Annotated in this window: 13 protein-coding genes; 8 read left to right on the top strand and 5 right to left on the bottom strand. The window is 73.6% G+C overall.

The annotated features are described in order from the left end of the window. Positions 1-127: 127 nt before the first annotated feature. The 3 genes from ACZ5WC_RS21500 to ACZ5WC_RS21490 form a co-directional block, all read right to left on the bottom strand. Positions 128-355 carry a DUF3107 domain-containing protein gene (locus ACZ5WC_RS21500; RefSeq protein WP_093693231.1) on the bottom strand — a complete coding sequence of 76 codons (228 nt, stop codon included), beginning with the start codon at positions 353-355 and terminating at the stop codon, positions 128-130. A 140-nt stretch (positions 356-495) separates the two neighbouring features. Continuing rightward, on the bottom strand, positions 496-1,137 hold the full coding sequence (locus ACZ5WC_RS21495; RefSeq protein WP_096632991.1) for a TetR/AcrR family transcriptional regulator: 642 nt from the start codon (positions 1,135-1,137) through the stop codon (positions 496-498). 167 nt (positions 1,138-1,304) lie between these two features. Then, a complete protein-coding gene (locus ACZ5WC_RS21490) occupies positions 1,305-1,520 on the bottom strand; it encodes a hypothetical protein (RefSeq protein WP_096632990.1) in 216 nt (71 codons plus the stop codon). Between the two features lie 113 nt (positions 1,521-1,633). On the opposite strand from ACZ5WC_RS21490, the gene ACZ5WC_RS21485 reads away from it, so the two are divergent. From ACZ5WC_RS21485 to moeZ, 7 genes are all read left to right on the top strand, one after another. Continuing rightward, positions 1,634-2,599, top strand: coding sequence for an alpha/beta fold hydrolase (locus tag ACZ5WC_RS21485; protein ID WP_468542293.1), 966 nt, complete (start codon positions 1,634-1,636; stop codon positions 2,597-2,599). Between the two features lie 8 nt (positions 2,600-2,607). After that, positions 2,608-4,071, top strand: a complete 1,464-nt coding sequence (locus ACZ5WC_RS21480; RefSeq protein ID WP_468542292.1) for a DUF3152 domain-containing protein — start codon at positions 2,608-2,610, stop codon at positions 4,069-4,071. Between the two features lie 316 nt (positions 4,072-4,387). After that, complete coding sequence (locus tag ACZ5WC_RS21475) at positions 4,388-6,157, top strand: DUF3492 domain-containing protein (protein WP_468542291.1); 1,770 nt, start codon at positions 4,388-4,390, stop codon at positions 6,155-6,157. 34 nt (positions 6,158-6,191) lie between these two features. Continuing rightward, positions 6,192-7,319 carry a hypothetical protein gene (locus tag ACZ5WC_RS21470; RefSeq protein WP_468542290.1) on the top strand — a complete coding sequence of 376 codons (1,128 nt, stop codon included), beginning with the start codon at positions 6,192-6,194 and terminating at the stop codon, positions 7,317-7,319. A gap of 189 nt (positions 7,320-7,508) precedes the next feature. Then, positions 7,509-8,474 carry an NAD-dependent epimerase/dehydratase family protein gene (locus tag ACZ5WC_RS21465; RefSeq protein ID WP_096631801.1) on the top strand — a complete coding sequence of 322 codons (966 nt, stop codon included), beginning with the start codon at positions 7,509-7,511 and terminating at the stop codon, positions 8,472-8,474. After that, positions 8,462-9,286: a spherulation-specific family 4 protein gene (locus ACZ5WC_RS21460; protein WP_468542289.1), complete on the top strand. Its 825-nt coding sequence runs from the start codon at positions 8,462-8,464 to the stop codon at positions 9,284-9,286. Before ACZ5WC_RS21465 ends, ACZ5WC_RS21460 begins: the two co-directional genes overlap by 13 nt. A gap of 99 nt (positions 9,287-9,385) precedes the next feature. Further along, on the top strand, positions 9,386-10,564 hold the full coding sequence (gene moeZ / locus ACZ5WC_RS21455; protein WP_468542288.1) for an adenylyltransferase/sulfurtransferase MoeZ: 1,179 nt from the start codon (positions 9,386-9,388) through the stop codon (positions 10,562-10,564). A 67-nt stretch (positions 10,565-10,631) separates the two neighbouring features. Here moeZ and ACZ5WC_RS21450 read toward each other — a convergent pair whose 3' ends face one another. Both ACZ5WC_RS21450 and ACZ5WC_RS21445 read right to left on the bottom strand, forming a co-directional pair. Further along, a complete protein-coding gene (locus ACZ5WC_RS21450) occupies positions 10,632-12,227 on the bottom strand; it encodes an alpha/beta hydrolase (RefSeq protein ID WP_468542287.1) in 1,596 nt (531 codons plus the stop codon). A gap of 140 nt (positions 12,228-12,367) precedes the next feature. Continuing rightward, the gene (locus tag ACZ5WC_RS21445; protein ID WP_468542286.1) at positions 12,368-13,960 is read right to left on the bottom strand and encodes an alpha/beta hydrolase; all 1,593 of its coding nucleotides are present in this window, start codon (positions 13,958-13,960) and stop codon (positions 12,368-12,370) included. 9 nt (positions 13,961-13,969) lie between these two features. Between ACZ5WC_RS21445 and ACZ5WC_RS21440 the strand changes: the two genes are divergently transcribed. Beyond that, entirely contained in the window at positions 13,970-14,131 is a 162-nt protein-coding gene (locus tag ACZ5WC_RS21440) for a hypothetical protein (RefSeq protein WP_468542285.1), read from the top strand. The last annotated feature ends 69 nt before the right edge of the window (positions 14,132-14,200 follow it).

The raw sequence follows: 14,200 nt of genomic DNA, 5'->3' as shown, positions 1-14,200 counted from the left end.
CCCTCCCCGCCCCCCCCCCCCCCCCCCCCCCCCCCCCCCCACCCCCCCCCCCCCCCCCCCCCCCCCCCCCCCCCCCCCCCCCCCCCCCCCCCGCTTCCGCGATCCGTTGACCAACGCGTCCCGTGGACTACAGCGCGCCGAACCCCACCCGCCGGGCGGTGGGCTCGCCGATCTCCACATACGCGATCCGGTCGGCCGGCACGAGAACCTTGCGGCCCTTGTCGTCCGTGAGGCTGAGCAGCTCCGCCTTGCCGCCCAGTGCCGCGGCGACCGCGCTCTCGACGTCCTCGGCGGAAAGCCCGCTCTCCAGAACGATCTCGCGGGGCGTGTGCTGCACCCCGATCTTGACCTCCACGGCTATGTCCCTCCGACGGTCAGTCCCTGCGCGGCGAACCGCGCCGTACGCAGCCACATTAGCCCGGCGGAGGCGGCGTTCACGGCCCGACCGGCAACGCCCGCAGCGAACACGGCGTCACCCGCCGTCCGCCGGCGGGCTCAGTGCTGCTCGGCGCCGTGCAGCGGGAAGCCCGCGATGCCCCGCCAGGCCAGCGAGGTCAGCAGCTGCACCGCCGTGTCGCGCGGGATGCTGGAGCCGCTGGAGAGCCAGTAGCGCGCCACCACCTGGGAGACACCGCCGAGACCCACCGCGAGCAGCATGGACTCGTCCTTGGACAGGCCCGTGTCCCCGGCGATCACGTCGGAGATCGCCTCGGCGCACTGGAGGGAGACCCGGTCGACCCGCTCGCGCACGGCGGGCTCGTTGGTCAGGTCCGACTCGAAGACCAGCCGGAAGGCGCCGCCCTCGTCCTCCACGTACGCGAAATAGGCGTCCATGGTGGCCTCGACGCGCAGCTTGTTGTCCGTCGTCGAGGCCAGTGCCGTGCGGACGGCCTGGAGCAGCGACTCGCAGTGCTGGTCGAGGAGGGCGAGATAGAGCTCCAGCTTCCCGGGGAAGTGCTGGTAGAGCACGGGCTTGCTGACTCCGGCCCGCTCGGCGATGTCGTCCATGGCGGCGGAGTGGTAACCCTGCGCGACGAAGACCTCCTGTGCGGCGCCCAGCAGCTGATTGCGTCGGGCGCGGCGGGGCAGCCGGGTGCCCCGCGGGCGCGCCGCCTCTGTCTGCTCGATGGCTGTCACGCCGCCTCCCAAATGTGTGTTCCAGCACAGCCGATCCGTACACGCTGCGCCGCACAGCCATCGTACTTTTGGGTAACCCGGGTATGCGCGGCGCGGACGCAGAATTTCACGGACCGGACGGCTGTGGAAGCCACAGTTCTCCCTGGTCGCGATCAAACCGGGGCGTACTACCGGTAATCGTCCTCGTCGAGCGGGATGACCCTGCTCTGTTCCGCAACGTCGGCCTCGTTGGCGGTGGCCGGATCGAAGCCCTCCACCCGTTCGTCGTCCTCGGGCCGGATGTCCGCCCGCTGTTCCGCGAAATCAGCCTCCGGGGCCTCGGGGCCCGCTCCGTCCGGCTCGGAGTCGGTGAAGGTGTCCGGGTCGCTCGGGTCGACCGTCATGGGGTGGCTCCCTTCCTTTCCTTGAAGCCTAGGAGCAACACTCCTACCCCGCGATGCGGCCCTGTGACGGCGAACACATGAATCGCCGCGTGATCGTCTCGTAACATTGCCGCATGTCTTCGACCGAGCTGCCGGGTACCCGAGCCGCCGCCGCAGCGGTGGCTCCCGCGGTCAGTGCCGTCCGTGTCGCCGAGGGCGAGCGGCTGCGCTCCGTGTCGCTGCCGGGGATCGGTCTGAACATCCGCTGCCGGCCGGGCGGCCGCACCGGACTGCCCCCCGCGCTGTACGTGCACGGGCTCGGCGGCTCCTCGCAGAACTGGTCGGACCTGATGCCGCTGCTGGCCGACGTGGTCGACGGCGAGGCGGTCGACCTGCCCGGATTCGGGGATTCGCCGCCGCCGGACGACGGCGACTACTCCGTCACCGGACACGCCCGCGCGGTGATCCGGCTGCTCGACGCGGAGGAGCGCGGGCCCGTCCATCTGTTCGGCAACTCCCTGGGCGGTGCGGTCGCCACCCGGGTCGCCGCGGTCCGCCCCGATCTGGTGCGCACCCTCACCCTGATCTCGCCCGCACTGCCCGAATGGCGGGTGCAGCGCCCCGCCCTGCCGACCGGCCTTCTCGCGGTGCCGGGAGTCGCTTCCCTGTTCGCCCGGCTCACGAAGGACTGGACGGCGGAGCAGCGGACCCGCGGAGTCGTGGCACTCTGTTACGGCGATCCGGCGCGCGTCTCCGAGGAAGCCTTCCGCAACGCGGTGGCCGAGATGGAGCGACGGCTGGAGCTGCCGTACTTCTGGGACGCCATGACGCGTTCCGCCCGGGGCATCGTGGACGCCTACACCCTGGGCGGACAGCACGGGCTGTGGCGCCAGGCCGAGCGGGTGCTCGCACCGACCCAGCTCGTGTACGGCGGACGGGACCAGCTCGTCTCGTACCGGATGGCACGCAAGGCGTGTGCGGCCTTCCGCGACGCCCGGCTGCTGACCCTGCCCGAGGCGGGGCACGTGGCGATGATGGAGTACCCGGAGGCGGTCGCCCAGGCGTTCCGGGAACTGCTGGACGATTGCGGCGGGAGCTGATCCGGGGCGTGGGACGACACAGCCGAAAGGGCTCCAAGGCCACCCGCCCGGACGCCGCAGCGGCGGCACCGGGCGGCGAACGCGCCGCTCCCCGCCCCGCACCCGGCACCGGCCGGCGCAGGCGGACCGGCCCCGCGCCGACCGGCGACGGGCGCTCCCCGTTCTCCCCCGACGCCCCCCAGGTCCGCGGCGGCCACCCCGAGCAGCGCGAGCCGGGCGGCGGCTGGGGGACCGGCCCGCAGCCCCGTTACGGGGACGGCTACGGCTCCCCGGGCGCGCGGCCCCGCCCCGGCGACGGCTCCCCCGGCGGGTCCCACGGGCTCCCGTATCCACCGCACCGGCACCCCGCCCCGAACCGCCGCCCCGACGCCGTGCCGGACGCCTCCGGGCCCCACGGTCCCGCGGCGCACCAGGAAGCCGCGGCCCGGCAGCAGGCCGTGGCGCGCCAGGTGTCGGCCCAGCGGGCGGCCCAGCGCGCCGCGGACGGCAGGGTGGCGCAGCAGCCGGCCGCCGGGCCCCCGGTGCCTGGCCCGCGCCGCGAGTTCGTCGACGCCTTCGACGAGGAGTCGCCCGATTCCGGCGTCGCCACGTCGTCGTCGGCCGCCGACGCCGTCGGCGAGGCGGGGGAGCCGGACGAGCACCGCGCGCCCCGGGGCGGCAAGGGGCGGACCTTCACCGGCATCGCCGCCGCCGCGGTGACCACCGTGCTCGCGGTCGTGGTGGCGGGGCAGGTCGCCGAGGACTCCGGCGACCGCTCGTCGGCCGCGCGCGCCGCCGACGTGGAGCGGCAGAGCGGCAGCGGGGAAGCCTCCCGCTCCGACCCCCGGCCGACCCCCCGGCAGCCCTCGGCCGAGCCCGAGGTCAAGCCCCTGTCGTACGCGGACAGGATGGCGAAGCCGTATCCGCTCGACCCGGACCTCAAGGCGAGCGGCACGTTCCAGGCGGTGCCCGGTCTGGCGAAGGCCCCCGGGAAGGGCCACAAGTACCGCTACCGGATCGATGTGGAGAAGGGACTCTCCCTCGACGCCGGTCTTTTCGCCGAAGCCGTCCAGAAGACGCTGAACGACGACCGGAGCTGGGCGCACAACGGTGCGATGACCTTCGAGCGGATCTCCTCGGGGCACCCGGACTTCGTGATCACGCTCGCCAGCCCCGGGACCACCGGCGAATGGTGCGCCAAATCCGGTCTGGACACCACGGTCGACAATGTCTCCTGCGACTCCGCCGCCACCGACCGCATCATGATCAACGCCTATCGCTGGGCGCAGGGCGCCGCCACGTTCGGCCCGGACAAACTGCTGCCGTACCGTCAGATGCTCATCAATCACGAGGTCGGCCACCGACTGGGCCACAACCATGTGAGCTGCCGCACGCCCGGCGCCCCGGCCCCGGTGATGCAGCAGCAGACGAAGACCCTGGAACTGGGGGGTATCAAGTGCAAGCCGAACCCCTGGGTGTACCCCGGTAGCTGATCGAACCCCGTCCGCATGGCGAGACGGCCGTCCTGTCCCGCTGTGGCGGTGCACCGGGTCCACCACCCCGCCCCCGCGCTCGGTGCGGCTCGCCGGGCGGCCCCCAAGGAGCTGGCCGGGGCCTGACCCTCCGTAATAACCGACCGCTGTATCGCGACGGAACGCTACGGGGGCGGGAAAGTTACGACGGTTCACCCCTTTCGGTGGCGCGATGGACAACCGTCCGTCGCGCCACCGGCGTATCCGCTTACGGTCGTCCCGCTGTGAGTCGCCGTTCCAACGGCGGCCGCCCACAAGGGAGATCGGGGGTGTACTCGTGCGGATCGGACTGCTCACCGACGGTGGTTATCCGTATGCGACCGGTGAGTCCAGACTCTGGTGCGACCGACTGGTGCGGGGGCTGCCGCAGCACGACTTCGACCTGTTCGCCCTGAGCCGCTCCGCCCATCAGGAGGCGCAGGGCTGGGTCCGACTCCCGCACCAGGTCAGCCGGGTGCGTACCGCCCCGCTGTGGACCCCCGAGGACGGCACCGTGCGCGGCAGCGGCGAACGCGGCCTGCTGGCCCGTCTGGTGACCGGCGGCGAGCAGTCCTACGGGCGGCGCGACCGCGCACGGTTCACGGACCACCTCACCGCCATCGCCACCGCGATCTGCACCCCCGACGACACCGGCGGGGCCCCGGGGACCGGCCCCGGCGCGGAGCTCTTCACCGAAGGCCTCTACGGCCTGGCCGAACTGGCCCGGGAGCGCGGCGGACTCCACCTCGCCCTGCGCTCGGAGACGACCGTACGGATTCTGGAGGCCGCCTCCAGGGCCCGGGGCACCGGCCGGACCGTGCAGAGCGCCACCGTTCCCGACCACCTCGTCTTCGCCGCCGAGCTGGAACGCGCGCTGCGCCCCCTCTCGCTCGACTGGTACGACCAGGAGAGCCTCGGCGCGGTCGACCTCTGCCATGCGGCCTCCGGCGGCGCGGCCGCCCTCCCGGGGCTCCTGGCCAAACGCTTCTTCGGGGTTCCGCTGCTGGTCACCGAGCACGGGGTGCAGCTGCGCGCCCACTATCTGGCCGCCTCCGACGCCCCGTTCGGCGCACCGGTGCGCGCCCTCCTCGCCGGATTCCACGGGCGCCTCGCCACCGAGGTCTACCGCCAGGCGGCGCTGGTCACCCCCGGCAACACGCATGTCCGCCGCTGGCAGCAGCGTTGCGGGGCCGACCCCGCCCGGCAGCGCACGGTCTACCCGGGCATGGCCGCCGAACGCTTCGGCCCGGTCGGTGAGGACGCCGAACGCTTCGGCGCGGCAGGCGCGGGCGGCCCCGCCACGCTGGTCTGGGTCGGCCGGATCGAGCCCGCCAAGGACCTGATCGCCCTTCTCCACGCCTTCGCCGAGGTCCGCCGCGCCGAGCCCGGCGCCCGGCTGCGGATCTTCGGCGCCCCGGCCCCGGGTCGTGAGGGGGGCGCCTATCTGGCCCACTGCCGGGCCCTGGCCGCCCAGCTCTTCCCGGACGAGGCCGCCGGAGCGCACGCCGAGGGCGTCTGCCCGGTCACCTTCGAGGAGATCGGCGGGCCCGAGGTCCCCGATCTCGCCGAGGCCTACCGCGCGGGCGGCGTGATCGTGCTGTCCAGCGTCGTCGAAGGCTTCCCGGTCAGCCTCGTCGAGGCCATGTTCTGCGGCCGGGCCACCGTCTCCACCGACGTCGGAGCGGTCCTCGAAGTCATCGGCGGCACCGGCCTGGTGGTGCCCCCGCGCAACCCCAAGGCGCTCGCCGACGCCTGCGTGGCGCTGCTGCGCGACCCCGAGCGCCGGGCCCGCCTGGGCGCGGCGGCCCGAGCCCGAGCGCTCGAACTTTTCACCGTCGAACAGAACCTCGCGGCATTTCGCGGCATTTACCTGGAGCTGATGTCACACACCCCGGTGCGCCGGGAGGCCGACACGGTGAACGCCCACGGCGACCCCCTCCTCTTCGCCACCCCGCCAGAGGCCCGCCTCCTCGGCCACTGGACCCGGGCGGGGCGACTGCCGGACCGCTCCGGCGAGCCCGAGGGCGTCTGTGCGGCCGCCGGGGGACCGGGGGACGGCGATGCGTGACCACTCGACGCTCCACGACCACGGAGACCAACCCATGCCCCGTCCGGACGACCAGGCCACCGCCCCTCCCGCCCCGGCCGCATCCACCGCCGCCCGCCGGGGGCCGGCCGACCCGGTGAAGTCCCTGATGCACGACCACCGGGACCTCTGCGAACGGGCCGTGGACCCCTTGGAGATCGCCGCCGGACTCGAAGCCCACGGCCTCACCGACCGCACCGCCGCCCGCTACCGCCACCGAGACGTCTTCTCGCTCGCCGAGGAGCTGTACGCCCGCATACCGCCCCGCACGAAGGAGCCCGCCGTCAGTGGACCCCCGGACCCCGGGCCGGACACCGAGGCGCGGGCCCTCTGGACGCTCCTCGCCCTGCTCCCCGGGGCCGCCTGCCTGGCGACCGCCGGTGTGCTCCGGCTCACCGAGGGTGTGCTCGGCGACGGGACGCGGGCCCTCGTCACCGTGGCCGGTGCCCTCCTGGCCTGCCTGGCGCTCCGGCTGTGCCTGAGCCGCGGGCCCCTGCGCGCGCCGGAAGGAGCGGGCCGTGCCGGGATGTACGGCTGCTGGCTCCTGAGCTACGCGGTGTACGGCGAGGAACTGCTCGCCCAGGTCATGACCGGCGGCCCGGACGGCCCGTGGGACGGCACCCCCGCCCCGCTGCTCGGGCTCGCCGCCGCCATCGCCCCGGCCGCCTGGTGCGCCCACCTCTTCGCCGTCCACGCCCACCGCAAACTGACCGGCAGCCGCGCCCTGGAGGAGTTCGGCGCGGGAGTGCGGCCCCTGCTGCTCGCGGCCGTCGCCCTCTTCCTCGCCGCGCTGCTGCCCCTGCTGTACCTGGCCGACCTCGGCCTCGACGGCAACGGGACGCCCGCCGCGGCCGCCGCCCTCGGGGTCCTGTTCTTCGTCGCCCGGCTGCTCGCCGCCCACGGACTGCCCGAGCCCGGCACGGTCGCGCTCGCCGCCGCCTGCGCCGTAGAGGCCGCCGCCCCGGCGCTCGTCCTCTCCTCCCGGCTGCCCGGACTCGAACCCCTCGCCCAGCCCGTGAACGCCCTCGTCTCGGCAGGCGGGACGGGGGCCGTGCCCGCCCTCGCCTGCGGAGCGGCCGCGCTCGGGCTGCTGCTGCACGCCTCCCTCGCCCTCTCCCGCGCCTCCGCCCACACCCGTACCTGAACCGCTCCCTCACCACGAGGGCCCCACAGCACACCCCCCACCTCACCACCGCACCACTCCCGCGGAGCCGACGCCGCGGGCCTTCCCAGCACCGCACGAACCGACTGACTGACTGACCTAGGAGAAACCCGCCATGACCACCCAGTCCTCCGCACCGGCAGTGAGCCGTCGGCACCGAGGCGGTGCGCGATGAGGGTGCTGCTGCTCGGAGCCAACGGATTCCTCGGCCGCTTCGTCGCCGACCGCCTGCTCGCCGACCCCGCCGTCCACCTCACGGCCCTGGGCCGCGGCGACGACGCCGACGTCCGGTTCGATCTCGCGGGCGGCAGCCCCGGGGCGCTCACCCGCTTCCTGGACGCCGTCCACCCCGGGGTCGTCGTCAACTGCGCGGGCGCCACCCGTGGCAACGCCCGCGACCTCACCCGCCACAACACCGTCGCCGTCGCCACCGTCTGCGAGGCGCTGCGCCGCAGCGGCTGCGGGGCCCGGCTCGTCCAGGTCGGCTGCGCCTCGGAGTACGGGCCCTCGCAGCCCGGTTCCTCCACCGCCGAGGACGCCGTGCCGCGCCCCGGCGGCCCGTACGGCGTCAGCAAGCTCGCCGCCACCGAGCTGGTCCTCGGCTCCGGTCTCGACGCCGTCGTGCTGCGGGTCTTCTCGCCGGTCGGGCCCGGCACCCCGGCGGGCTCCCCGCTCGGCCGGCTCGCCGAGGCGATGCGCCGGGCCATGCAGGCGGGCGACGGCGAGCTGAAGCTCAGCGGCCTCGGCGTGCAGCGGGACTTCGTCGACGTACGGGATGTGGCGCGGGCCGTCCACGCCGCCTCGCTCTCGGCCGCCCAGGGCGTCGTCAACATCGGCACCGGCCGGGCCGTCCGGCTCCGTGACGCGGCCGCCGTCCTGGCGAGAGTCGCCGGGTACGCGGGCGCGCTCCACGAGCTGGACACGCCCCCCGCTCGCCTGCCCATCGGGGCCCCGCGCACCTCCGCCGAGTCCGTCATGGAGCACCTCTCGGCCACCCCGTCCCCGTATCCGGACGGGTGCGGCGCCTGGCAGCAGGCCGATGTCCGCACCGCTCGCGACCGGCTCGGCTGGCGGCCCCGGATCAACCTGGAGGAGTCCCTCGCGGACATCTGGATGGAGGCGGCGTGCCGCATCTGACCGCTCCCGACGCCGCCCGCCGGACCGCGGGCGGCGAACAGCTCGGCTTCGGCGTCCCCGGCTACGCCCACCCGTTGCTCGCCCCCGCCGAGTGGGCCGAGCTGGTCCGCCCCGGCACGCCGCTGCACTGGGCCGTCCTCAACATCGCGGAGGGCCCCGGCTGCCGGCCCGACCCGCACTGCCTGGCGGCGGCGGGCAGGCTGCGCAACGCCCGGGAACGGGCCCTGCACGGCGGGGCCCCGGACGACACCGTCCGGGCCTCCGGAGGCAGGCTGCTGGGCCACCTCGACCTGGCCTTCGGTGAGCGGTCCTTCGCCGAACTGATCGCCGACGCCCGCGCCTTCATCGACTGGTACCGGGTCGGCGGCTTCTACCTCGCCCGCTGCCCCGCCGAGCGGGCCGGACTGCCCGACGTCCGCCGTCTCACCGGCACGCTCCACGCGCTGCTGGCGGAGAGCGACAGCGCGGACGGCGGCGGCCGCCTGGTCCTGGGGCACGGGACCCATCCGTACCCCGGTTACGCGGAGGCCGCCGACCAGCTGGTCACCTTCCAGGGCCCCTGGACCGACTACCGCTGGTCACAGGTGGCCGAGTGGACGGCGGACTACCCGCCCGAGCGGTTCGCCCACTTCGTCCACGGGGTCCCGCGCACCCACCTGGAGGAGGCCATGCGCATCGCCCGCTGGCAGGGCGCCGGGACGATCTTCTTCACCGACCGGGACGGACAGAACGGGCAGAGCGACCCATTCGCGGCGCTGCCCAGGTACTGGGACGAAATCGTCTCGCGGATCGGACCTGGTATCTCGGAATGAGGAGGGGCGTGGCAGTGTTACCGGAAGAACAACCGTACGTAGTCGATGTGTGCGTAGTCGATGTACGTAAATCCGACCACCTGCATTGTTGAGGTTCCTGTGTCGCTGCCACCCCTGGTCGAGCCAGCCGCTGAGCTCACCGTCGACGAGGTCCGCAGGTACTCCCGCCACCTGATCATCCCGGATGTCGGGATGGACGGACAGAAGCGCCTGAAGAACGCCAAGGTGCTCTGTGTGGGCGCCGGCGGACTCGGTTCGCCGGCCCTGATGTACCTGGCCGCGGCCGGTGTCGGCACGCTGGGCATCGTGGAGTTCGACGAGGTCGACGAGTCGAACCTCCAGCGCCAGATCATCCACAGCCAGGCCGACATCGGCCGGTCCAAGGCGGAGTCCGCCAAGGACTCCGTGCTGGGGATCAACCCGTACGTCAACGTGGTCCTTCACGAAGAGCGGCTCGAAGCCGAGAACGTGATGGAGATCTTCGCGCAGTACGACCTGATCGTGGACGGCACGGACAACTTCGCCACCCGCTATCTCGTCAACGACGCCGCGGTGCTGCTGAACAAGCCGTACGTCTGGGGCTCGATCTACCGCTTCGACGGCCAGGCCTCGGTCTTCTGGTCCGAGCACGGCCCCTGCTACCGCTGCCTCTACCCGGAGCCCCCGCCGCCGGGCATGGTCCCCTCCTGCGCCGAGGGCGGCGTGCTGGGCGTGCTCTGCGCGTCCATCGGCTCCATCCAGGTCAACGAGGCCATCAAGCTGCTCGCCGGCATCGGCGACCCGCTGGTCGGCCGCCTGATGATCTACGACGCCCTGGAGATGCAGTACCGCCAGGTGAAGGTCCGCAAGGACCCGAACTGCGCGGTCTGCGGCGAGAACCCCACCGTCACCGAGCTCATCGACTACGAGGCCTTCTGCGGCGTCGTCTCCGAGGAGGCCCAGGAGGCGGCGGCCGGAGCCACGATCACTCCCAAGCAGCTCAAGGAGTGGATCGACGGCGACGAGAAGATCGAGATCATCGACGTCCGCGAGCTGAACGAGTACGAGATCGTCTCGATCCCGGGCGCCAAGCTGATCCCGAAGAACGAGTTCCTCATGGGCACCGCCCTCCAGGACCTCCCGCAGGATAGGCGCATCGTCCTGCACTGCAAGACGGGCGTCCGCAGCGCCGAGGTCCTCGCGGTCCTCAAGTCGGCGGGCTTCGCCGACGCGGTGCACGTGGGCGGCGGCGTGATCGGCTGGGTCAACCAGATCGAGCCCGAGAAGCCGGTGTACTAGACAACCCGTTGGGGAGGAGGGGCCGGTCCGCGCACTGCGGACCGGCCCCTTCCGCATGTTCGTACCGCTACCCGCAGGTCGTGCCGTCCGCCGGGACCTTCCCGTCCAGGAAGTAGTCGTCCACCGCCGACGTCACGCAGTCGTTGCCGCCGTACGCCCCGTGCCCCTCGCCGTTGTTGGTGAGCATGATGCCGACGCCCTTGCCCAGCTCGTCCGCCATCCGCCGCGCCCCCTCGTACGGGGTGGCCGGGTCGCCGGTCGTCCCGACGACGAGGATCGGCCCCGCGCCCGGGGCGCTCGTCTCCGGGGTGTCGTGCTCCCCCTCGACCGGCCACCGCGCACACCAGCCGGCGGTGTCCCAGGCCAGGAGCGGGCCGAAGACCGGTGACAGCCGACGGAACTCCGGCAGCAGCGCACGGGCCTCGTCCAGGGCGGGCCGGGCCTTGGTGTCGGCGCAGGAGATCGCCCGCTGGGAGTGGCTCTGGGTGTCGTAACGGCCCTGCTCGTCCCGGCCGTTGTACGAGTCGGCGAGCCGGAGCAGGGCGTTGCCGGTGCCGTTGCCCTCCGCCTCGTCGAGGGCGGCCGTCAGGGCGGGCCAGCTGGACTCGGAGTACAGCGGGGTGACGATGCCGGTGATGGCGAGGGACTCGCTCAGCTCGCGGCCGCTGTCGGTCGGCAGCGGGCTCCTGTCGATACGGGCCAGCAGCCGGGCTATGCGCTCGGTGCCCGCCTTCGGGCTCTCGCCGCGGCTCCTGAGGTAGTTCTCCAGGGCGCGCTGGAAGCCCGCGGCCTGGTTGCGGGCGTGCCCTATGCCGTCGGCCGTGGGGTCGATGACCGCGTCCAGCACCGTGCGTCCCACGTTCCGCGGGAAGAGGTGCGCGTACGTACCGCCCAGCTCCGTACCGTAGGAGAAGCCGAAGTAGGACAGCTTGTCGTCGCCCAGGATGTGCCGGATCAGGTCCAGGTCGCGGGCGGCGTTGGATGTGCCGACATGGGGGAGGAGCTTGCCGGAACGGCGCTCGCAGCCCGCGCCGAAGTCCGCTGCGTCCTTGACGAACGCGGCCTCCTCCGCCGCCGTGTCCGGGGTCAGGTCGACGCTCCGGTGGGCCTGCTCCTGCTCCTTGTCGGTGCGGCAGCGCACCCCGGAGCTGGCCGCGACCCCGCGCGGATCGAACCCCACCAGGTCGTAGCGGGTGTTGAGCTTTCCGTACGCTTCCGCCGCGCGCGGCAGTATCTCCACGCCCGAACCGCCCGGGCCGCCGAAGTTGAACAGCAGCGAACCGAGCCGCCGCCCCTTGTCGCGGGCCTCCTTGCGGATCAGGGCGAGGGAGAGGGTCTCCCCGGACGGCTTCGCGTAGTCCAGCGGTACGTCCACGCGCGCGCAGCGCCACGCGGAGCCCGGGGCGCCGCCGCCGCGCGGAGCTTCGCAGCGCTCCCAGTCGAGGCGCTGGGAGGTGAGGGCGGAGGGCAGGGCGGGCGTCCGCGCGGTGCCCTCCGGGCCAGTCGGCGCGGGAGAGGCGGACGCGCCGCCTGGGCGGCCGTCCGCCGACGCGGCCTCTTCCGGTCCCGTCCCCGACAGGGCGCAGCCGGCGAGCAGCACTGTCGAGAGGAGGGCTGCTCCCGCTCGGACGGCGGCCCGATGGGCCCGTCGGTGCGCGCGCATGGTCCGGCTCCCCTCCCCGAGGCCCGAAGCCGGTGAAGCGCCGGGCGCCTGCGTTGTTCCGCCATGCTAATCGGCGCCTCTGACAGACCATCGGGTCAGACTGTCGGGCCGGACCGGCAGAGCCGGTTCCCGGGGCGCGATCAGCCGCAGACCGTGCCCGACTTCGGCACCGTACCGTTCAGCAGATAGCCGTCGACCGCCCGCTGCACACACGCGTCGTTGCTGTTGTAGGCCCCGTGGCCCTCGCCCCGGTACGTCAGCTCGACGCCGACGCCCTCGCCCAGCTGCTGCACCATCGCCTTCGCGCCCGCGTACGGGGTCGCCGGGTCGCCCGTGTTGCCGATGACCAGGATGGGCGCGGCCCCGGGCGCGCTGACGTCAGGGGTCTCCCAGGCACCCGCGACCGGCCAGCCCGTGCAGCCCATCAGGCCCCAGCCCAGGTAGTCGCCGAAGAGCGGGGAGGCCTCGCGGAAGGCCGGCAGTGCCGCCTTCGTCTGCTCCAGGGTGAAGCGCTGCTTGCTGTCGGCGCAGTTGATGGCGAGGTTGGCCGCGTTGGAGTTGTCGTACTGCCCGTCCTGCGAGCGTCCGTTGAGCGAGTCCGCCAGTGCGAGCAGCAGCCCGCCGTTCCCGCCGCCCGCCTCGTCCAGGCCCTGTTCGAGCAGCGGCCAGGTCTCCTTGGAATAGAGCGCGGAAGCGATGCCGGTGGTGGCCAGCGTCTGCGTCAGCGCGCGGTCGCCCAGCCCGTCGATCGGCTGCTCCTCCAGATCGGACAGAAGATCCGCGATGCCCCGCTCGACCTCCTGCGGGGTGGTTCCGGGCAGCGCGCAGTCGTCGCGCTCCGCGCAGTCCTCGGTGAAGTTGTCCATGGCGAGCTGGAACCCCTGGGCCTGGCCCAGGGAGGACTGCTCGGCGTTCTTCGTCGGGTCGACCACCGCGTCGAAGACCGCCCGGCCGACCTTGTCCGGGAAGAGGTGCGCGTAGACGCCGCCCAGCTCGGTCCCGTAGGAGATGCCGAAGTAGTACAGCTCGTCGTCGCCCAGCACCGTCCGCATCAGGTCCATGTCGCGGGCGGCGTTCGTCGTGCCCACGAAGGGCAGCTCAGGGCCGGAGTTCTCCTTGCAGTCCGCGATGAAGTCCTTCTGCCCCTGCACGAACTGCTCCTCCTCGGCCGCGTTGTCCGGTGTGGAGTCCTCCTGGTAGAGGGCGTCCAGCTCGGCGTCGTCCGCGCACTCGACGCCCTCGCTGCGGCCGACCCCGCGCGGGTCGAAGCTCACCAGGTCGTACCTGGTGCGGAGCGTGTCGTACTCCGTACCGAAGGCGGGCAGCGTCGCCACACCGGAGGCGCCGGGCCCGCCGAAGTTGAACACCAGCGAACCGATCCGCCGCGCCTGGTCCCTGGCCTTGGCGCGGACCAGCGCCAGCTCGATCGTGCGGCCGTCGGGCTTCGCGTAGTCGAGCGGCACGTCCATGAAGGAGCACTCCCACACCGCGCCGCCGGGCAGCGGGGACGGGGACTCGCCGCCGCCCTGGGCCGTGTTCGGGGCCGGACACGGCGACCAGTCGAGCTTCTGGGAGGCCAGTTCCCGGGCGGTGGCGGACGGCGAGGCGGTCGAGGCCCCGGTGGGCGTCGAGGAACCGTCCCCGTCGTCGCCGTCCGAACAGGCGGCCAGCGGCAGCAGCACGGTGGCGGTGGCGGCGAGGGCGGCGGCGCGCAGGGCGGGGGAAGTCCTCATGACCCCATCGTGCGGCGGGCCGCCGGGGAGCGCGGCCGGGCGCGGTCCATGCGGGTGGCGGTGCGCACCCGGCGGGCCACGGCCCCGGCCGCTGACGAGGACTGCCGGCGGGCCGCGGCCCCGGCGGCCGACGGGGGCTACCGGCGCACCCCGGTCGGCCGCCGACGGTGACTACTGGCGGACCGCGGGCCACGGCCCCGGCCGCCGACGGGGACTGCCGGCGGACTGCGTGCCGCCGCC

It is taken from the genome of Streptomyces sp. NPDC033165 (genome assembly GCF_055577965.1).
The sequence above is the reverse complement of the archived record's forward strand: the minus strand, read 5'-3'. Positions and strand labels throughout refer to the sequence as shown.

Coding starts and splice junctions, on each gene's coding strand:
- ACZ5WC_RS21490 (WP_096632990.1), bottom strand. CDS start 1,520: ATGACGGTCGACCCGAGCGACCCGGACACCTTCACCGACTCCGAGCCG.
- ACZ5WC_RS21485 (WP_468542293.1), top strand. CDS start 1,634: ATGTCTTCGACCGAGCTGCCGGGTACCCGAGCCGCCGCCGCAGCGGTG.
- ACZ5WC_RS21470 (WP_468542290.1), top strand. CDS start 6,192: ATGCCCCGTCCGGACGACCAGGCCACCGCCCCTCCCGCCCCGGCCGCA.
- ACZ5WC_RS21465 (WP_096631801.1), top strand. CDS start 7,509: ATGAGGGTGCTGCTGCTCGGAGCCAACGGATTCCTCGGCCGCTTCGTC.
- ACZ5WC_RS21450 (WP_468542287.1), bottom strand. CDS start 12,227: ATGCGCGCGCACCGACGGGCCCATCGGGCCGCCGTCCGAGCGGGAGCA.
- ACZ5WC_RS21445 (WP_468542286.1), bottom strand. CDS start 13,960: ATGAGGACTTCCCCCGCCCTGCGCGCCGCCGCCCTCGCCGCCACCGCC.